Source organism: Vitiosangium sp. GDMCC 1.1324 (assembly GCF_003044305.1).
Taxonomy (GTDB): Bacteria; Myxococcota; Myxococcia; order Myxococcales; family Myxococcaceae; genus Archangium.
Genome location: NZ_PZOX01000005.1, coordinates 676,773 through 696,153 on the forward strand (window position 1 = coordinate 676,773; position 19,381 = coordinate 696,153).

16 protein-coding genes are annotated in these 19,381 nt (G+C 68.7%); 7 read left to right on the forward strand and 9 right to left on the reverse strand.

Annotated elements, in window-relative coordinates; all coding sequences use genetic code 11:
- Nucleotides 1-25: 25 nt before the first annotated feature.
- Nucleotides 26-211, forward strand: coding sequence for a hypothetical protein (locus tag DAT35_RS18765; RefSeq protein ID WP_304466057.1), 186 nt, complete (start codon nucleotides 26-28; stop codon nucleotides 209-211).
- Here DAT35_RS18765 and DAT35_RS18770 read toward each other — a convergent pair.
- On the reverse strand, nucleotides 185-1,249 hold the full coding sequence (locus DAT35_RS18770) for a S9 family peptidase (RefSeq protein WP_108068383.1): 1,065 nt from the start codon (nucleotides 1,247-1,249) through the stop codon (nucleotides 185-187). The two genes, DAT35_RS18765 and DAT35_RS18770, sit on opposite strands and share 27 nt — an antisense overlap.
- 83 nt (nucleotides 1,250-1,332) lie before the next feature.
- Here DAT35_RS18770 and DAT35_RS18775 point away from each other — a divergent pair, with 83 nt between their 5' ends.
- Together DAT35_RS18775 and DAT35_RS18780 are read left to right on the forward strand one after the other, a co-directional pair.
- Nucleotides 1,333-1,578: a hypothetical protein gene (locus DAT35_RS18775; RefSeq protein ID WP_158501772.1), complete on the forward strand. Its 246-nt coding sequence runs from the start codon at nucleotides 1,333-1,335 to the stop codon at nucleotides 1,576-1,578.
- Complete coding sequence (locus tag DAT35_RS18780; protein ID WP_255415187.1) at nucleotides 1,579-2,136, forward strand: phospholipase domain-containing protein; 558 nt, start codon at nucleotides 1,579-1,581, stop codon at nucleotides 2,134-2,136.
- A gap of 151 nt (nucleotides 2,137-2,287) precedes the next feature.
- Here the strand turns inward: DAT35_RS18780 and DAT35_RS18785 are convergent, their stop codons facing one another.
- The 3 genes from DAT35_RS18785 to DAT35_RS18795 form a co-directional block, all read right to left on the reverse strand.
- The gene (locus tag DAT35_RS18785) at nucleotides 2,288-2,707 is read right to left on the reverse strand and encodes an MGMT family protein (protein WP_108068385.1); all 420 of its coding nucleotides are present in this window, start codon (nucleotides 2,705-2,707) and stop codon (nucleotides 2,288-2,290) included.
- A 123-nt stretch (nucleotides 2,708-2,830) separates the two neighbouring features.
- Nucleotides 2,831-3,808, reverse strand: coding sequence for a TIGR02996 domain-containing protein (locus tag DAT35_RS18790; protein WP_108068386.1), 978 nt, complete (start codon nucleotides 3,806-3,808; stop codon nucleotides 2,831-2,833).
- Complete coding sequence (locus tag DAT35_RS18795; protein ID WP_108068387.1) at nucleotides 3,805-5,340, reverse strand: reverse transcriptase family protein; 1,536 nt, start codon at nucleotides 5,338-5,340, stop codon at nucleotides 3,805-3,807. Before DAT35_RS18795 ends, DAT35_RS18790 begins: the two co-directional genes overlap by 4 nt.
- Before the next feature lie 331 nt (nucleotides 5,341-5,671).
- On the opposite strand from DAT35_RS18795, the gene DAT35_RS18800 reads away from it, so the two are divergent.
- Both DAT35_RS18800 and DAT35_RS18805 read left to right on the forward strand, forming a co-directional pair.
- Entirely contained in the window at nucleotides 5,672-6,577 is a 906-nt protein-coding gene (locus tag DAT35_RS18800) for a S9 family peptidase (RefSeq protein ID WP_158501774.1), read from the forward strand.
- 132 nt (nucleotides 6,578-6,709) lie between these two features.
- The gene (locus DAT35_RS18805) at nucleotides 6,710-11,254 is read left to right on the forward strand and encodes a chitobiase/beta-hexosaminidase C-terminal domain-containing protein (protein WP_108068389.1); all 4,545 of its coding nucleotides are present in this window, start codon (nucleotides 6,710-6,712) and stop codon (nucleotides 11,252-11,254) included.
- 37 nt (nucleotides 11,255-11,291) lie between these two features.
- Here DAT35_RS18805 and DAT35_RS18810 read toward each other — a convergent pair whose 3' ends face one another.
- Nucleotides 11,292-11,915, reverse strand: a complete 624-nt coding sequence (locus tag DAT35_RS18810; RefSeq protein WP_108068390.1) for a TetR/AcrR family transcriptional regulator — start codon at nucleotides 11,913-11,915, stop codon at nucleotides 11,292-11,294.
- Nucleotides 11,916-12,168: 253 nt separating this feature from the next.
- Here DAT35_RS18810 and DAT35_RS18815 point away from each other — a divergent pair, with 253 nt between their 5' ends.
- Nucleotides 12,169-13,188: an LLM class flavin-dependent oxidoreductase gene (locus DAT35_RS18815; RefSeq protein ID WP_108068391.1), complete on the forward strand. Its 1,020-nt coding sequence runs from the start codon at nucleotides 12,169-12,171 to the stop codon at nucleotides 13,186-13,188.
- A gap of 6 nt (nucleotides 13,189-13,194) precedes the next feature.
- On the opposite strand, the gene DAT35_RS18820 is transcribed toward DAT35_RS18815, so the two are convergent.
- Nucleotides 13,195-16,086 (reverse strand): aldo/keto reductase, encoded by a 2,892-nt coding sequence (locus DAT35_RS18820; RefSeq protein ID WP_108068392.1) that lies wholly within the window; start codon nucleotides 16,084-16,086, stop codon nucleotides 13,195-13,197.
- Between the two features lie 37 nt (nucleotides 16,087-16,123).
- On the opposite strand from DAT35_RS18820, the gene DAT35_RS18825 reads away from it, so the two are divergent.
- Nucleotides 16,124-16,774 carry a hypothetical protein gene (locus DAT35_RS18825; RefSeq protein ID WP_108068393.1) on the forward strand — a complete coding sequence of 217 codons (651 nt, stop codon included), beginning with the start codon at nucleotides 16,124-16,126 and terminating at the stop codon, nucleotides 16,772-16,774.
- Between the two features lie 3 nt (nucleotides 16,775-16,777).
- On the opposite strand, the gene DAT35_RS18830 is transcribed toward DAT35_RS18825, so the two are convergent.
- The 3 genes from DAT35_RS18830 to DAT35_RS18840 all read right to left on the reverse strand — a co-directional run bounded on the left by DAT35_RS18830 (nucleotide 16,778) and on the right by DAT35_RS18840 (nucleotide 19,358).
- A complete protein-coding gene (locus DAT35_RS18830; protein ID WP_108068394.1) occupies nucleotides 16,778-17,623 on the reverse strand; it encodes an SDR family oxidoreductase in 846 nt (281 codons plus the stop codon).
- A gap of 26 nt (nucleotides 17,624-17,649) precedes the next feature.
- Entirely contained in the window at nucleotides 17,650-18,339 is a 690-nt protein-coding gene (locus tag DAT35_RS18835; protein ID WP_108068395.1) for an acetoacetate decarboxylase family protein, read from the reverse strand.
- Between the two features lie 119 nt (nucleotides 18,340-18,458).
- The gene (locus DAT35_RS18840) at nucleotides 18,459-19,358 is read right to left on the reverse strand and encodes a LysR family transcriptional regulator (protein WP_108068396.1); all 900 of its coding nucleotides are present in this window, start codon (nucleotides 19,356-19,358) and stop codon (nucleotides 18,459-18,461) included.
- Between the last annotated feature and the right edge of the window lie 23 nt (nucleotides 19,359-19,381).

The window sequence follows — 19,381 nt, forward strand, 5'->3', positions numbered from 1 at the left end:
TCTACGAAGCGAAAGGCTTAATCAAATGGCCAGCTGGCGCGCCGACCTCGATGCGCACATCGCGCGGCTGCAGGGACTGTGCAATCAGCTCGATGGCTGCATCGGCTGCGGCTGCCTGTCGCTGAAGGACTGCCCGCTGCGCAATCCGGACGATGCGCTGGCCGCCACCGGCACGGGCGCGCGCCTACTTGAGGCCGGCGGTTCGGCCTAGCCAGGCCACCAGCGCAGCCATGTAGTCGAGCGAGTCGGGCGCCTCGCGCTGCAGGTGCTCGACGTCGAAATCCATGTTCTCGCGCAGCGGATGCGCCATCCTGTGGTTGGCGTTTGGGATCACGCGCCAGGACATGCGCGGCTGGCGCGGCGCCAGCTGCTGCAGGCGCTGCACCGTGTCGGCGACCGGAATCCAGGGGTCGTCGGCGCCGAACAGGAACAGCACCGGCACCTTCAGCTTCGCCACTTCGACCAGCGGGTCGTGGGTCATCTGCTTATACCAGGTGGAGCTGCGCGGCTCGGCAGGCAGCTCGTCGGCGCGCGGGATGAAGGCCAGGTCGAACCAGGGCTGATTCTCGACGGCCTGCAGTTTGGCCGCAGCCGCATCGCGCGCGGCGCGGCCCATGGTGAAGTCGTCGACGGCGTGGCGCGCGTCGAGCGCAGCGCGCACAGCCGCTGCGTCGTGGCCGCGCACGGACAGCAGGTTGGCGACGGCGAAATTCATCTGCACATCGGGCGTGACCACGGGCGCCGATACCGAAATCGCAAACGCCGTTCCCGGGCTGCGGTTGGCAGCCAGCACGGCCAGCCAGCCGCCTTGGCTCAGGCCCCAGTAGCCGATGCGGCGCGCGTCGATGCGCGGATTTGCGGCGAGGGCGCGCGCACCGGCGACGGCATCGTCGGCCAACACATCGAAGCCCTCGCCCGCCTTGCCGCCGGACTTGCCGCTGCCGCGGCGGTCGTACACCAGCACCGCCATGCCAGCGGCCGGCAGGGCGCGGACCAGGTGGTCATACAGTGCATATTCGCGCGTGGGCGCAGCGGCGGCATGGGTCAGCACGACGGCGGGCACCTTGGCTTTGCCCTCGGGCAGGTAGAGCGTGCCGGACAGCGTCACATCTCCGTTCTGGAAGCGCAGCTCCTGCTGCGCGGCAGAAGCAACCGGCGCATGCCAAGCAGGCACTGGGTTCTCAGCGTGGACGGAAGGACCGCATATGCATGCGGCAGCGAGGAAAAGGGCGGGCAATGTTTTTTTCATGCCCGCGACGCTACGCGATTTTCAGCAGGCTTGCTGGTCAGCGCCCAAATTCGGTGCTGCGTTTCCTGAAGGCGCGCTTCGGCATGGCCGAACCCAACATCGGCGCCTGGCGCCGTGCGGTCACCGGAGATCTGCTGACCACTCTGGATTTCAAGACACCGGATGCGCAGTGGCCGCAGCTTCCAGACACCAGCGACTCGATGCACCGCGTGGACTTGTCCTGCCAGCTGGCGACGCCCATGCCGCCGAAGAAACAGGCCCTGCCGCGCCAGGAGCCCGGCCAACGCCCGGCTCGCGCCTTGCCCTACCAGTTGCAGGTGGATGGGTGAATCGACGCCGCCACCGGGAAGTACTGGCTGGACTTCTTCAACCTGGGCCAGGCCGGCGTCGGTTTCACTGTCTATGCCAGCAACCGCACGGACGGCCCCTGGTACTACACCGTGGAGTCTGGAAAGACCTTGTCCGACCACTGGAGCGCCGTATCCGTCACCGGGGGCATCTACGATTTGTCGGTGCAGGGTCCCAATGGCTTCCTGCGGCAGTTCAAAGGCGATCTGTCAAAGGCCATCTCCGCCACGGGCGCGAATCCCGAGCTGCGAGTCACCTACGAGAGCGGCCTCAACAGCCTGAAGCGCTACCTGCGCAACAGTGGCAGGGTGGCTTGCCGGCTGACGCTGAGCGCCAATCTCTACAGCAGTGAGCCGGCGCGCAGCTTCGATCTGGGTGCTGGAGCCAGCATGGAGCTGGATTGGCCGCTCACGGACAGCCAGAACTGGTATGACTTCAGCCTGACCAGTTCCAGCGACACGGGTTTCCTGCGCCGGATTGCGGGGCATGCGGAAAACGGACTGCCTGGCGTGAGCGATCCAGCGATTGGTCGGAGCTGAACAACTCGGGTCGCTCCATGCTGTCCGCGATAGGACCCAAGGGGGCCGACCGCCTCGAGCACGATTGGGACGAGGCCGGTCGCCCCGGGAGGGGCGGCTGCGTGCAGGGGCCCCGGCGCGGGCCCGATCATCAGGCCCGCGCCCGGGTCGCTCAGAACAGACGCATCTGGGACTTGTCCTCCTCGTCCTTGCTCGTGCGCGCGGGCAGCGGGGTGAAGCCGTGCTTCGTCGCCCACTCCTGGTTCGGCCCGGCCCAGCGGAAACGCTCCAGGGGCACCTTGCCCTTCGCGTCGAACTCGACACCCTCGGCCACCAGCAGCTCGCGCTGGCCGTACCCCTGCGTGCTGATGCCCCCCGAGCGGTTGATGATCCGCTGCCAGGGCACCTTGGCGGCGCGCGGCCCCAGGTCGCCCATCGCGAGCCCCACGACTCGCGCATCGCATCCGCCCCCCACGATGATCGCGATGTCACCGTAGGTGGATACCTGCCCTCGCGGCACCTGCTCGACGACCTGGTAGATGCGTTCGAAGAACCTTCGCTCTTGTGCGGTGATGGTAACGATTGTGGACATGTCTTCTCCAGTCAGATCCCGCGTACTACCTCAGAGGACCTGTCCAGGGAAGTCGGTATTACGTCCGCCGTCCTATGCCCGACCCGACACGTAGAGTAGGCAGCCACCGTCGTGGCCGGTGGGTCAGAGCTTCACGCCCTTGCCGAACCGCTTCAGGAGCGGCTTCAGCTCGTCCTCGGAGAGCCCCATCTGGCGCAGGTCCAGGTGGCTCAGCTTCGGCAGCGCCTTGGCGGAACGGAAGACCAGCACGCCCTCTTCACTCAACTCATTGCGCACCAGCTCGAGCCGCTGCAGGTTCACCAGCACCTTGCTGGCCGCGAGCACCTCGGCGGCCTCGTCGGTGAGCGCGTTGCGGTTGAGGGCGAGCAGTTCCAGTGATTGGAAACGCTTCCCGCCCGCCAGCGCGGCGACCCCCTCTTCCGACAGGTCCGTGCCCGACAGGTACAGGCGCGTCAACGTGAGCTGGGACTCCGCGAGCGCCCCGGCGGCCTCGTCTCCGAGCCCCTCGTTCCCCGTCAGGCTGAGCGAGCGCAGACCGGCCAGCGCCTCGCTCCCCGCCAGCGCGGTCAGGTCCTCCACGTCCATCAAGGGAAGCACCAGGGACGCCAGACTCCCGGCGTGCGTGGCGGAGGCCAGGGCCCGAGCCACTCCATCGCCGTTCCCCGACAGCTTCAGCCAGCGGAGCTGCTCGAACCACGGCTGTGCCGCGGCGCTCGCCAGCCCCTTGCCACTGAGGACCTCGACGTGCAGCCGATGCACCGGCTCGAGCGCGAAGAGGGTCTCCCCGTGCTCGGCGAGATCTTTCTCCGAGAGGGACAACTCCTCGACGAAGCCCCGGCTGTAGTGGAAGTCGGACGCGCCCAGTGCCTTCAACCGGCCCATCCACTTCTTCCCGTGCTCCGACAGCAGCGCGTCCACCCGTTTGCGCAGGGCGATCCTCCGCGCTGGATCCAATCCCCGGCCCGAGAGCGCCACCTGCGCCCGGATGAGCTCGGCGCGGGGTGCATCGTCCCCGAGGAGGACTTCCGCACAGGCCAGACGGGCCTCCACATCGTTCGGGTGGGCAGCCACTCCCGACAGCAGTTCGCGAAGGGATTTCATCGGGCGAGCAGCTCCTTCACCTCGCGCTGCCAGCGTGCGCCCAGCTCCGGGTGCACCATGCGGACATAGGCCGCATACCCCTCCAACCAGCGCTCGAAGTCCGGCCGGCCCCTCGCCTGCGCGGCCACTCCGTGGTGGCGGCAGTTGGCGAGGATGGCCTTGAAACGGCGCCGCTCCTCGCGAGGAATGGAGACTTTCTGGTTCACCGTGAGGCCCGTCACCCGCTGGCGCGAGCCCTGGCGCATCACCCGCCGCTTCTTGCCGTTCTCGGCAAAGCCCTCCTGCTGGAGGATGGCGTTGAGCCACCAGAAGAAGCGGCCCAGGCGCTCGGGAGGCTCGCGGAAGGAGAAGGACAGGTCATCCGCGTAGCGGGTGTAGATGGCACTGAACTTCTTCGCCAGCGCGGTGAGGCGCGCATCCATGCGCCGACAGACGAGGTTGGCGATGGCCGGCGACGTCGGAGCGCCCTGCGGCAACACGCCCGGCCATGCCACCGTCCCATCCGGCAGCTTCGTGCGGTGCGTGGTGAGCCCGGCGAGCACTCCAGCCACCTCGTCGCCATAGCCATACGCCAGGAACAGACCCTTCACCCGGCGGTAGTGCACCGTGGGAAAGAAGTCCTCGATGTCCACCCGCACCACCGCGGTGGCCCCCACGTGGGGCTCGGCATTGCTCACAGTGGAGCGGCCCTCGATGAAGCCATGCGCGGCCGGGTGCGGCGTCATGCGCGCGAGCACCTTGTCCAGCAGGGCCCGCTGCACTTCCTTGAGCTTCTGGCGAGGCGCGGAGATGCGGCGCACCCCACCCGTGCGCTTGGGCACCTCGAACTCCACGTATCCCGAGCCGGACTCCGTGCCCGGGCGCATCAGCGCGTCCAGCGCGTTCTCCTCCACGCCCACCAGCTCCGCCACATCGGCCCGGGTGCGCAGCTCGGGCAGCTCGCCCACGCGAGGAGGCGGGCGCTTCGCTTTCCGGGAGAAGCCGTAGAGCTCGTTGCCGAAGAGGCCGAAGTTCCAACCGGTCGGGTTCCACCTGCCGATGCTCCCGGCACTCCGGCCAGGTTTGACCCGGCGATCCGGCAGGGACACGTCCGCGAGTCCCAACCTGCGCACCGAGGCACGAGCGGCCTGGGCAACCCGCGTGTCCGGATCCTTCACCCGCTGGCGGAGCAACCGGGCCGCCGTCGCGCTGGAGAAGAGCAGCGGGAGCTGGCGTATCCCCTTCAACCGCTCGCGAGCGTCCATGCTGCGCAATCGGCTCTCGACGGGGGCCTGCCAGACGCGGCGCACGTAGAAGCGCGCCACTTCGTACTCGGCCAGTCCCTGGTGGCGATCCAGCAGCTCGGTGATGCGATCGAAGTTCGCCTCGGGGTCCGCCAACAGGGGCTTCAGTTCGAGGAGGAGGCTGGCGAGGTTCATGAAGGTGCACTCGGAGCGGCTGACGGCGAAACCGGTGCTCCTGGAGCCGCCGCCACCTGCACGGCAGAGGCAGACGAGGTCAGGGTAGCCCGCGAGGCGGACCTCGTACTGCATCGTTCTTCAATGGGTAACGTCAGCAGCCGCGACGTGACATCGCGGACGGAAGGCTGGCTGCACGCGGCCCCAGGAGCACCGGAAGCAAGCTGACCACAACCCGGCCTGGGTGGGAAGGCCACCCGCGCACGGGCCTGGCGAATCAGCGGCCGTCTCGAGCCCGGCCCCTCCTGTATCCTGAAGAGCGATGGCGAAAACCCGCGCGCCCCCGGCATGGCTCCCCCTCCTCCTGTCGCTGTGGACTCCAGGCTGTTCTCATCCCGGGGACAGACCTCCGGCCGTCCCGACCCGTGTCCTGGGAGCGCATCCCGATGCGAACAGTCCGGCCTACGTGGGGGCAGCCCTCGTCTCGGGTAGCAGCTCCGCACAGGAGCTCTACCAGGATTACCCCAAGCACGAACCCGACCCGAAGGTGGCCGCACAGCTCGCCGAGATCCTCGCCGATGAAGGCAAGACGCTTCGATGGAGCGCCTCCGCGAGCGTGGAATCCTTTCAGAATGGAGCGCTCGAGATTCCCATCGTCATTCGCATTCCTCCCCAATGCCAGAATGACGTATGTCCCGTCGTCGTCCACTACAGCGGCGGATGTGCTCAGCCCCGGTACCACTGGAGGCCGGAGTTCTTCCTGAGAGCCGGCTTCATCTTCGTGGAGCCCAACATTCGAGGAACCCCCTGCAATGCGGAGTGGGCCGCCGCGGACAACGGCGCCAGGAGACCCGAGGCGCTGACGGACATCGAAGCCTGCGGAAGATACGTCAAGGCACGGTTCAAGCAGGGAGACAGGGTTCCGAAGATTGGCATCCTCGGATGGAGCTACGGAGGCAATCAGACGCTAATCGGGATGACCCGGTTCGCGGGAACGTACGACGCGGGTTTTGCCCTGTCCGCGAAGACGGATCTCTATTCGTTCTTCAAACACACATCGGAGAGCTTGAAGAAGGCGCGAGAGCCTGAGTATGGCAATCCCGATACGGACCCGGAGTTGTTCCGTTCGATCTCACCCGTCACCTACGTCGACAAGCTCGAGGGCCCGCTTGCCATCATGCTGGGAGGACGCGACCCCAAGGTCTCGCTCTCCGACGCGGACGTGTTCGTCAGGAGGGCCAGGGAGCGCCATCAGGATGTGTCGCTGATGATCGTGCCCGAGCACGGCCATCTCACGGAGCAACCCGAGGAGATCATCTTCGAGCACGCCCACGTGATTCAGTTCTTCGCTGACAAGCTGGGCAGGCATTAGCGCCCCGGCTCACGCTTCGCGAGGAGCGCCCTGCCCCGGTCCCGGTCGACGGATGGGGACCGCCGTTCAGTAAAGCTGGCTTCACCCACAGTACTGGGGCAAAGTGCCCGCCCTTCAAAGAGAGGGGTTTAGATGTACGAATGGAAGAAGAAGCTCGGGAGCCGGCTCGCGGTGATGGTTTGGATTTCAGCGCTCGGCCTGAGCGCGTGTGACCCGAAACCGCCCCCTGAACCGGGCTCCTCGGACACGACGCCACCGTCGACCCGGGCCACCCCACGGGAAGGCACCTTCACCGTGAACGTCACCCTGGAGCTGCTCTGTGATGACGGAGCGGGCAGCGGCTGCGCGGCCACGTACTACACCACGGACGGCTCCGAGCCCACCGAGCGATCGGCCCGCTACGCCAGCTCGCTGCTCCTCACCAAGAACACCACGCTGAAGTTCTTCTCGGTGGACAAGGCGGGCAACGCGGAGACCATCCAGACCCAGACCTACGAGGTGGACACGCAGCCGCCCACCACCACCGCGACGCCGGCCGGCAGGGGCACCACCTCCGCTCTCAGCGTGACCCTGAGCTGCACGGACTCCAGTCAGGGCAGCGGCTGCGCGGCGACCTATTACACCCTGGATGGCACCACGCCGACCGCGAGCTCTCCCCGCTACAGCGCGCCCCTCTCCATCACCACCAGCACCACGCTGAAGTTTTTCTCCACGGACAAGGCCGGCAACGCCGAGCAGGTACGGACCGAGGTCTATTCCTTCGACTTCGTGGCGCCCACCACCACGGCGACCCCGGCGAGCGGCTGGTACAACACCATTCCGAGCGTCGTGCTGAGCTGCGACGACAGTGCGAGCGGCTGCGCGGCGACCCACTACACCCTGGATGGCACCACGCCGACCCTGAGCTCGCCCCGCTACACGGCCCCCCTCTCGCTCACCGCCAACACCACGCTGAAGTTCTTCTCCGTGGACAAGGCCGACAACGCCGAGGCGGTGCGGAGTGAGACCTACCTCGTCGACACGGCGGCGCCCACCACCACGATCACTCCACCGGCGGGGACCTACGGCGACACCCAGAGCGTGAAGCTGGCCTGTGACGACGGCACGGGCAGCGGCTGCAAGGCCACGCGCTACACCCTCGACGGCTCCATGCCGGGCGACACCTCGCCGCTCTACACCGGCCCTATCACCATCACCGCCACCACCACGGTGCGCTACTCCTCCACGGATCAGGTGGGCAACCGCGAGCCCGTGCGCCAGGCGGCCTACTTCATCGACAAGGTGGCGCCCTCCGTGTCCGCCTCGCCCCGGGGAGGCATCTTCCACACCGCTCAGAGCGTCACCCTGACCTGCACCGACGACGCCCTGGGCGGCGGCTGTGGCTCCATCCACTACACCACCGATGGCAGCAGGCCGACCCCTGCCTCGCTCACGTACTTCGCCCCCATCCTGGTGGCCACCACCACCACCCTTCAGTTCCTCGCCGTGGACACGGTGGGCAACGTGAGCGACGTCCGCTCCGAGACCTATAACCTCGACACCGTGGCCCCCTCGACAGAGGCCACTCCCGCGGGTGGCACCTACGCGGAGGCGAAGACCGTCACGCTGCGCTGCACGGATGGCTCGGGCAGTGGCTGCTTCACCACGTATTACACCGTCGACGGCAGCACGCCCACGCGCTCCTCGAGCACCTACTCGGTGCCCCTCTCCATCTCCGCCAACACCGTGCTGAAGTACTTCTCCGTGGACGCCGCCGGCAACACGGAGGAGGTGCGGACCGACACGTACTTCATCGACCTGATCGCTCCGACGGTGTCCGCCTCGCCCGCGGGCGGCAATTACCGCACCGCGCAGAGTGTCACCCTGACCTGCACCGACAGCACCCCAGGCAGCGGGTGTGCCGCCATCCACTACACGCGCAACGGAGACACACCCACCACGGGCTCGGCCACGTACACCGCGCCCCTCAACGTGGACTCCACCACCAACCTCCTGTTCCTGGCGGTGGACAAGGCGGGCAACACGAGCAGCGTCCGGCAGGAGGTCTACTTCATCGACACGCTGGCCCCCACCACCACGGCTACCCCCGCCGGTGGGACGTACCACACCGCGCAGAGCGTCACCCTGACCTGCGCCGATGGCTCCACGGGCATCGGCTGCTCGAACACGTACTACACGCTCGATGGCACTCCCCCCACCACGGGCTCCACCCGCTACACCGGTCCCATCTCCATCTCCGCCAACACCACGCTGAAGTTCTTCTCCGTGGACAAACTCGGCAACTCGGAGTCCGCGCAAACCCAGACGTATGTCATCGACACGATCGCGCCGACGGTGTCCGCCTCGCCCGTGGGCGGCAATTACCGCACCGCTCAGAGTGTCACCCTGACCTGCACCGACAACGCCTCGGGCACCGGGTGTGACGCCATCCACTACACGCTCAACGGAGACACACCTACCACGGGCTCGGCCACGTACACCGCGCCCCTCAACGTGGACTCCACCACCAATCTCCAGTTCCTGGCGGTGGACAAGGCGGGCAACGCGAGCAGCGTCCGGCAGGAGGTCTACTTCATCGACACGCTGGCCCCCACCACCACGGCCACCCCCGCCGGCGGGACGTACCACACCGCGCAGAGCGTCACCCTGACCTGCGCCGATGGCTCCACGGGCATCGGCTGCTCGAACACGTACTACACGCTCGATGACACTCCCCCCACCACGGGCTCCACGCGCTACACCGGCCCCATCTCCATCTCCGCCAACACCACGCTGAAGTTCTTCTCCGTGGACAAGCTCGGCAACTCGGAGTCCGCGCAAACCCAGACGTATGTCATCGCCCCCGACACGACCCCTCCGACCACCACGGCCAACCCGGCGGGCGGCGTGTATGCCTCGGCGCAGAGCGTCACCCTGGCGTGTAGCGACACCGGGGGCATCGGCTGCGCGGCCACGTACTACACGCTCGACGGCACTACGCCCACCCCGAGCTCCACGCGCTACACCAGCCCCATCTCCATCAGCTACCCCTCCACGCTGATTTTCTTCTCGGTGGACGCGCTCGGCAACGCGGAGATCCCGCGCTCCGAGACATACTCCTTTGGACTGCCAGCGCCCGACATCTCGGCGCAGATCGCCCGCATCCGCTCCCTGGCGGATGGCACCCTCAGCGAGCCCCTGGACTACGCGCTCGTCACCTACACGAAGCAGACCACCGGCCCTTCCGACCCCGCGGGCTTCTTCGTCCAGGCCGAGAAGGCCGGTCCGGCACTCTTCGTCGCGGTGGATCCGGCCTCGCTCACCCCCTCGCCCAAGGTGGGTGACCGCGTGTCCCTGCGGGCCACCGGGAAGAAGACGGTCGGCGGCGTGGTGCAGGTCATCTCCCTGGACTCCACCACCTTCGCCATCCGCAGCCGCGGGGAGCCGGTGGAGTTCCTGCGCAACGACGTGAGCAACGTCGACCTGTCGACCTCCGTGAGCGAATACGAGAGCGAGCTCATTACCGCCAGTGGCACGGTGGCCAGTACCTTCGCCGCCGCCGGAACGGGGCATGTCTCGGCGAACTTCGTGACGCTGGGCACCCCCTCCATCAGCTCCAACCTCAAGCTGCGCATCCCCACCGCGCTGCAGGACGCCTTCGACTTGGTGCAGACGTGCGCGGTCAGAGTGAACGCGCCGCTGTGGCGCTCCAATGCGCAAGCACAGCCCTCCGCATGGGCGACCCCGGACTTCGCCTCTCTGTCGTGCCCGTCCCCCAACTTGCTGCTCGCCATGCCCCTCAGCAGGACCAGCGTCCTGCTGTCGTTCGACCGGCGCATCGACCCGGCCAGCGTGCTCGCCAACGGCAGCCAGTTCACCTTCGACAATGGACTGGTGGCCACATCCGCCACCGTCACGGCTCGCCAGGTCCAGCTCACGACGTCCTCGCAGACGGACGGAACCCTCTACCGGGTCACGGTGGCATCCACCGTGAAGGACACCGTGGGCGCCAGCCTCGCGGTCAACAGCGCCACCTTCACTGGCAACCAGGCGCCCGCCACGCTGCGCATCAACGAGCTCAATCCCAACATCACAAACGGCAAGGATCTCATCGAGCTGCTCGTGGTGAAGGGAGGCAACACGAACGGGCTGACGCTCGTGGTAGACGGCACTCCCGCGACAACCCTGGCCACCTTCCCCAATGTCCAGGTCGCGACGGGTGACATCATCGTGGTGCACATCGCTCCGGCCGCGGCCCCCACCGATGCTCCGGCCTCGGAGACTCTCGGAAAGAGCCAGTACCCGAAGGCCAGCTACGGCGCCAACTTCGACACGGCCTGGGACTTCCTCGGTGGCGCCACGGGCATCAGCTACTCCGCGCACCGAGTGCTCCGGGTGAAGGATCCGATGGGGAATACCCAGGACGCGGTCCCCTTCGTGGTCGATGGCCAGACGACGAGCACCTTCCCGGCACAGCTCCAGGCCATCCAGGCGGAGGGGCTCTGGCTGCCAGCCGACTGTGGCGGAATGCTCTGCACCTACACCTCCGTCCCGAGCGCCATGCAGGTCTCCGTGAACTGGAGCAATCTCACGAGCACCTCCGCAACCTCGGTGCAGCGCTACGGCGGAATGGATACGAACCAGTACAGCGACTGGAGCCCCGCGGGTACCTCGTCGTTCGGGTTGCCCAACCCGTAGCGCATGGCGGAAGCGGACGAGCTCGGCGGCTCCTGCTCTATGGCCTGGGCGGGAGCGGAGGGCTCGTCCGCTGGTCCCACGCGGACATGGCGCAATCGACGATGGCCATCAGCACCTCGCGAGAAGCGCCGTCATGCGCCTGGGTGGAGAGCCCTTGCAGCACGGTCGTGTAGAAGACCGCCAGGGCCTCCACTTCGACCTCCGGGGCGAGCTCCCCCTCCTCCACGGCGCGGCGCAGGCGCGCGCGAATCACCTCCACCGCCTCCTGTCGGCAGGCCCGTAGGAAGTCCTGGACGCCCCGGCTCTCCGGCGAGCAGTTCATCACCCCCAGGTTCACCAGACAGCCCCGGGGCTTGCCCTGCGAGGAGTAGCTGATCACCGCGCTGCGCAGCATGTTCTCGATCGCGCCGCGTGCCGTGGGCGCGTTCAGGGCATCTCGCCCCAGATGGCGCGCCTCGGTCCGGTAGAGCTCCACCGCCTCGCGAAACAGCGCTTCCTTGGAGTGAAAGGCCGCGTAGACGCTCGGCGAGCACAGGCCTCCCATGGCGGCCTTGAGCTGCGACATCGTCGCGCTCTCGTAGCCCACCTCCCAGAAGACCTCCATGGCCCGCCGCAGTGCCTCCTCTCGATCAAAGCTGGCGGGCCGACCCCGCTTGGCCATCTCCGCTCCTTTTCATACCAGGCGGTATACAATCCTTGACTTCACCGCACAAGGTATCTATACCACCCGGTATAAATATCGGTTTCGCACGACAGACAGGCACTCCCTCGCGAAGTGGTGGGCCTGAATCCCGTGGCGGAAGCACTGCTCCTGGCTGACGGTTGTCTGGCCGTGCGCTGGCCCTGCTGCCGAGCCCTGGCGGCCTGGTGCAGGCATCTCAATCACAGTGTGACCCATTGCTGGAGTCAGCGTCTTGATCCCCTTCTCCGTTCTCGACCTGTCGATGATCTGCAAGGGCGGTGACGCCCCAACCGCTCTGCGCAACACGTTGGATCTGGCGCGCCACGCGGAGAGCTGGGGTTATCAACGCTACTGGCTGGCCGAGCACCACAACATGGCCAGCGTTGCCAGCGCGGCGACCTCGGTCGTCATCGGCTACGTCGCTGGCGGCACCAAGACCCTTCGGGTCGGGGCCGGCGGCATCATGCTGCCGAACCACGCGCCGCTCGTCATCGCCGAGCAGTTCGGCACGCTGGAGTCGCTCTATCCGGGGCGGATCGACCTGGGGCTCGGGCGCGCGCCGGGAACGGACATGCTCACCCTCCGCGCGCTGCGCAGGGATCCGGGGAGCGCCGAGTCGTTCCCGCAGGATGTGATGGAGCTCCAGGCATACTTCCGCCCCGCCGAGCCCGACCAGGCGGTGCGGGCGATCCCCGGCGCGGGCCTGAACGTGCCGATCTGGCTGCTGGGCTCGAGCACCTTCAGCGCGCAGCTCGCGGCGGCGCTCGGCCTGCCCTTCTCCTTTGCCTCGCACTTCGCGCCCGACCACATGATGTCGGCCCTGCAGATCTACCGCAGCCGGTTCCGGCCGTCCGAGACGCTGAAGCGGCCCTACGCCATGCTGGCCCTCAACGTCTACGCCGCGGACACGGACGCCGAAGCCCGGCGCCAGTTCACCACCATCCAGCAGCAGTTCATCAACCTCAGGCGAGGTCGCTCGGGGCCCCTCCAGCCGCCGCTGGACACCCTCGAGGGCCTTTGGTCCCCGATGGAGCGGGCGGGCGTCGAGCATGCGCTGTCCACCTCGGTGGTCGGCTCGCCCGAGACCGTGCGCCGCGGTCTGGAGGCATTCATCCAGCAGACGCAAGCGGATGAGCTCATGGTGGCCGCCCATATCTTCGACCATGCGTCGCGCCTGCGCTCGTTCGAGATCGTGGCCGGGGTTCGCGATGCGCTCGCCGCTGGGAAGGCGGGTCGGCCCGCCGAGGCCTGAAGCAGCTCAGCCTCCCGCCTCCGGTCCAGGCTCGTCCTCGTCGAGCAGTGCCAACAGGGTGTCGCGCGTGCCGCCCGGGGCCTGCCGCACGAGCGCGTTGAACCGCTGGTTGCTCGCGCGGACCCGCTCGCCGTGGGTCCGCATCGCCGAGAGCACGTCCGGCATCATCCAGGGGCGCTCGAGCACCTCCAGGTTCTGCTTCAGCTCGCGGTGGTTGCGCGGCGCGGTGAGGCACGCCCCCACCCCAGGCTGAGACAGTGAATAGCGGTAGCAGTCCACGGCGCTGGGGAGCGGAGTCTCCGGAGGCTCGCCCGGCGCGGGCCGCAGCAGGCGTCCGTAGCAGGTGGAGGTGAAGGTCAGCACGCCCGTTCCACGCGCGAGGGCCTCGGGGAAGAAGGCGGTCTCCGCCCCCGGGTGCGCGGCGCTGTGGCGTGTCATCACCACCGGCCATGGGTGCTGGCGCACAGCCTCCAGCGCGAGTTCCCGGTGGTGGGTGGAGAAGCCGAAGGCGCGGATCCTGCCCTCGGCGCGCAGGGCCTCGAGCGCCGCGAAGTTCTCCGCGTCCAGCCGCTCGCGCGAGCGCACCCAGAACAGCAGGAAGACGTCCAGATAGTCCGTGCGCAGCAGGCGCAGCGCGGCCCGCACGTCCCGCCGGATCGCCTCGGCACCCGAGTGGTACGTGCCCGCCACCACCACGAGCCCATCCCGCCGGGTGCGGCCGGAGCGAAGGAAGCGCGTGAGCTCCAGGTAGCGCGGCTCCCAGAAGAATGCGTTCACGCCTGCCTCATGGGCCTCGGCCAGCGAGCGGGCCGGCAGTCCGTGCGCCCCCGAGAGCACCAGCGGCGAGACGCTCAACCCCGTACGACCCAGGGGCCGCAGGGACGTATGCGGCGGGGACTCCGGCGCCGTGCGCACCGGACCCGTCCTGGCGCGTTGGGGACGCGAGGGCCGCCGCTGGCCGATGTCCGGCGCCGCCGCGAAGGACTCCTCGGGGAAGACGAGCGTCAGGGCCTCCAGGTGCGAAGCCACCCGCGCCGGCTCGGAGGAGTCTCGCAGCGCGGCGCACAGGCGCTCGAAGGCGGAACCATCCGCCTGGCGCAGCAGCCACGTGTAGGCGGAGACGCGGATCTCCTCGGCCAGCTCACGCCCGGGCCCGTGCAGCAGCCCGGCCAGGCGCTCGTCGAGCGTGGCGCACGCCTCCAGCACGGAGGCCGCCGCGGCCCGGACCATGGGCGACGTGTCGAGCGACAGGAGCAACAGCGCGCTCAACTCCTCCTGCTCTCCCTCTGCCTGGAGCAGCCCGGCCGCGCGGGCGCGAATCCAAGGGTCCGGCGACCGCGAGCCCGTGAGCGCGGCGGAGCGCAACTCCTGGAGAGGCAACTCGTGACGGTGGGACACGAGGAGCGCCATCGCCGCGCGGCGCACGGACAGGTCCGGATCGCTCTCGCACGCGGCCCGCGCCGAGTCCGTGTCCAACACGGCGGCGCGAATCCACGGGTCCTCGTGCCCGAACGCCGCGCGCACCTGCGCATCGGAGAGCACCCCTCGTGCCGCGAGCGCGGCCAGCGCCACCGCGCGGACCGAGGGCTCCACGTCCTCGGAGGCCCGGGCGAGCAGTGCCTCGTCCTCCAGGAAGGCCGCCGCTTCCGCCACGGCCCGGCGCTCACGGGACGAGCGGGCCCGAGGCGCGAAGGCCGCCAGCGCATGGGCGTACGCCTCCACTGCTCGAGGATCCACCGGCTGCCGCTCCCACGCGGAGAGGACCACTTCGCGCACCGCCTCTTCCGGGTCATCAAGCGCGGACAGGACCACCACCCGGCTCTCCGGGTCATGCACGAGCCCCGAGAGCACCGCGCGCCGCACCGCGGGCTCGGGATGACGGCACAGGGGACGAACCCGCTCCAGCAGTCCCGGATGCGCCCGCCGCGAGGCCACCCACGCGGCCTGACCCACCGCTCCGGGCCGAGGAGGCTCCTCGAGAATCCGCGAGGCGAGGGCCACATCGTCCACGTCGAGACGTTCGAGCAGTGCACGGACCTCGTCCGCGGCATGAGGGACACGCGGTTCGTCCAACCATCGCATCGCGAGCCGGAGCGCCTCCGAGTCCCGCCGCTCGCGCAGGAGACGCCGCGCCAGGGCCCGCAGGGGCTCGTGTGGATCGCCGAGCCACCCCACCAGGTCGGACACGGGCACGTCGGAGGCGGGCATCCGTTCGAGCCGCGCCGTCACCACCGCCGGGTCCTCGTTGTCGAGGGCCCCCGCCACTGACTGGATCGGCTCGGGCACCGGCATGGACGGGCTCCCCGGAGAACCCGGAGACGAGGCCCCCGCGCCCCACACGCCCTCGAGGTACACGGCGGCGGCCTTCACCGCTCCGTTCCGCGAGCCCTCCGCCGTGGCGTGCACCCGGCTCCGCACCAGGGAATTTCCCTCTCCGAGCCACCCCAGCGCCTGCACCGCCGCGTTGCGCACGCGCCAGAAGGGGTCCTCCAACGCCTCGAGCAGGAGCTCCAACGCCCCGGTCCCCGCCACCGAGGCCGCCGCGCGGATGGCGGCGCGGCGCACCCACCAGACGGGCTCCTCGCGAAGGGCGCGCGACGCATGCGGCAACAACTCGTCCGCGCCCAGCCGGGCCAGCGCGCGCCAGGCGCGGTCGCGGACACTGGGCATCGGGTCACCCAAGGCCTCGAGCAGGGCCGGGACGAATCGGGCCTGCCGGGCCTCACCGAGCCGGCGCGCGGCGGAGGCGCGGACCTCGGCGTCCTCGTCCGTCAGCAGGGCCTGACGCAGGGCGTACCGGCCCGGGGGCACCGAAGTATCAACAGCATCCACCGCCTCGCGCCGCACCTCGGCGTTCTCGTCGAGCAGCCGCACGGCGGCCGGATCCAGAAGGGCCATTCACGCCGACTCTACGCTCCCTGGTAGAGTGGTGGACATGCCCGACATGCTGGCCATCATCAGCAAGGCCGTATTCGAGAAGGAAGCGGCCGGCCGTGCCCCTGGCGACGTGCTCCCCATCGACCGCTACCGCAGCGCCAGCAAGCACCTGGAGCCACTGCACAACGGGGGGCGGCTGTTCCTCGTCACCGTGCGGCCTCCAGCGGAGGCGCTCTGGCTGGTGGCGGTGCTCGAGGGGCTCAGGTTCGATGGCGCCGAGTGGCGCGCCCAGCCCAACCAGGTGCCCATCACCGACATCACCGCCCTCATCCCCCAGCTCCGCTTCGAGTCGGGCAAGGGCATCCACGCGGCGAAGGGCGCCCTGGGCATGTCTCTGCAGACGCCGCGGGCGCTGGCGGCCGGGGACGTGACGCTGCTGCTGGGAGCGGCGGGGGGCGCGGCGGAGGAGCGCCTCATCAACCTCACGGCCCACGACCCCCAGGGGCCCCTGCCCTGCCTGTGCCGCCGCTGCCTGCCCGCGAGCAGCGAGCACGCCGAGGCGGGAGGCATGGCGTTCACCCGCAACCGGGTAGAGACGAAGAGGCGGGTGCTCCACTACTGGCTGCCCGACGACCTGCTGCCCGACGCGCAGCAGGTGGCGAAGTCGGTCCTGGACGCGCTCCATGCGCGCCTGCTCGCCCGCAACTGAAGCTCAGGAAGCCCGCTTCACGGGGGCCTGCCCGAAGTCGCTCTGGGCCCCCCCGCCCTTGCGCGTGAGCCAGCGCATGACGTTCGGCGCGTGCTGGAACACGACGTAGATCATCCCGAGCGAGCGGGGCACGTCCACGATGGGCGTGCGGCGCGCGAGGCCCTGCACGATGGCCTCGGCCACCTCCTCGGGAGCGAGCGGCGGGACGAAGTCCGCCATGCGTGGCATGCGCGAGGAAGGCACGTGCTTGCGGAAGAAGTCCGTGCCCGCCACCGTGCCGGGACGCACCAGCATGAGGTGCACGGGCGAGCCGCGCAGCTCGACCTGCAACGTCTGCGTATACCCGTCGACCGCCGCCTTCATCGCCGAGTAGGCCGCGGAAGAGCCTCCCACGAAGACGCGCCCGGCGGAGGAGCCCATGTTGACGATGTAGCCCCGCTTGTTCGCCAACATGGAGGGCAGCACGGCCTTGGTGGCGTAGACGATGGCGTTGAAGCCCACCTGCATCGTCTTCTCCACCTCCTCCACGGGCATCTCGAGCACATCCGTCCACCGCACGAAGGCGGCGTTGTTGATGAGGACGTCGACGCGGCCCGCCTCCTTCAGGATGCCAGCGCACCATGCCTCGAGCTGCCCCCGGTTGGAGACATCACACCGCGAGAAGTGAAGCCGCTCGGGCCAGGGGAGCTGCGCGGCCTGCGCTCGCGCCGCCGCGAGGTGCTCCTCGGAGATATCGCACACGTGCACGGTGCCCCCCGCCGCGGCGAGCTTCCTCGCCGTGGCCCAGCCGATGCCCTGAGCGCCACCTGTCACCACACACACGTGTTCCTTCAAGAATTCATTCGCCATGGCAATCTCGTCCTCGAGAGTGTGTCTCAGCGCACGGGCTTCGCGGGCCCCAACTGCGTACGCAAGTCCTTCATCCAGACGCTCATGAGCGGACGCCTGCCGGCGACGCCGAGCGCGGCCAGGGGACTGTCCGCTGGAACGTCGCAGTCCGCCCGCACCAGACGCAGCTCGCACTCGACACTCGGGAGGGTCGTGGTCACCTGTCCCCCCAGGGGCTGCACGGTCGCGACGGACACCTTCGTCCGCTTGGGAAGGCCCAGCCCCGAGCCATACCGCGCCTCGAAGAGCAACTTCCCCGCCTCATCCCACGCCCTGCCGGAGAATCCACCTCCCACCAGCCGGTGGTCGAGATCGAAGCGCGCCAGCTGCTTGGGAATCCCCCACAGCTCGCGCCCGCCCTTGAGCGAGCGGGGCTCGTCCACCCAGATCTGATCCGACATGACGCCGGAGAGCCCCGAGGGGTGACGGACCATCACGTTCGCGAAGAGCTCACGGTAGGTCATCACGCTGCCCTCCTGGTAGTCCACGAACCCCAGCATGACGACCACCCGCCCCGCCACCTTGACGGGAGTCAGCTCCGGATTCACCACCGCCAGCGAGCACCGTTCCGCGGGGACCAACCAGATGGAGCTGTACATCTGGCCCACCAGGGCCCATGGCGTCGGGGGATAGGACTCCTCCGCCGACGCGGCGGCCTTCACTGCATCCGCGCTCATGCGTTCTTCTCCTCGTCGTGTTGGGTGCGCCCCCGGTGCCTCACGTCCTCAGCCCGAGGGGCCGATGAAGATCAGCATCCCAGGAAGAAGGCTGATATCCAAGACCCCAGGAATTCCCTTCACACCCCGCTCCCTCCCCTCAATCTTGCATGCTCGCGGCGGAGCAATTGTGTGAGGAACTCGGTGAGTGCACGCACACGCGCTGTCTGTCGCAGATCTCGGTGGAGGACGAGCCACAAGCCACGCACCACGCCCTCGGAGACGGGGAGCACCTGGACGAGCCCCGGCACGGGCTCCGCGAGGTAGCATGGCAGGAGGGCCAGCCCCATCCCCGCCTCGGCCGCCGCGAGCTGCGACTGAGGACTGTTGCTCTTGAAGACCACACGCGCACCCCTGGTCCGCTGCGCCAGCCAGCGCACCTCCGCCTCGGGTTGGAACGTTTCGTCGAAACCAATGAGGTCGTGCCCGGTGAAGTCGGAGGAACGAGGCTTCCCTCGTGTGGAGAGGTAGGCCTTCGCGGCATAGAGAGTTGTACCTACCTCTGCCACCTGCCGGGTGACGAGGAGGGGCTGGGTAGGCCGGTCCAACCGCAGGGCCACATCCGCCTCGCGGCGAGACAGGCTGAAGGCCCGGTTGTCGGCCACCAACTCCAGCGTGATGTCCGGGTAGCGCTGGTGGAAGTCCGCGAGCCGCGCGGTGAGGAACCGGCTGCCGAATGTCTCGGGTGCGGTGAGCCGCACCGTGCCGACGAGCCGCGATTCCCCGCCCGCCACGTCGCGTGCCGCCGCGATCGCCTCATCCTCCATCCGCTCGGCGCGAGGCAGCAGCGCCTCACCCGCGGGAGTCAGCAGGTAGCCATCCGGCGTCCGGTCGAAGAGACGCGCACCCAGCGCGGACTCCAGCGCGGCCAGGCGCCGGCTCACGGTGGACTGATTGACCCGGAGTTTGCGCCCCGCGGCGGACAGCGAGCCCGCGCGGTGGATCTCCAGGAAGAAGCGGGCGTCATCCCAGCCGAACATGGATGCAGAAATGCATAGCAGGT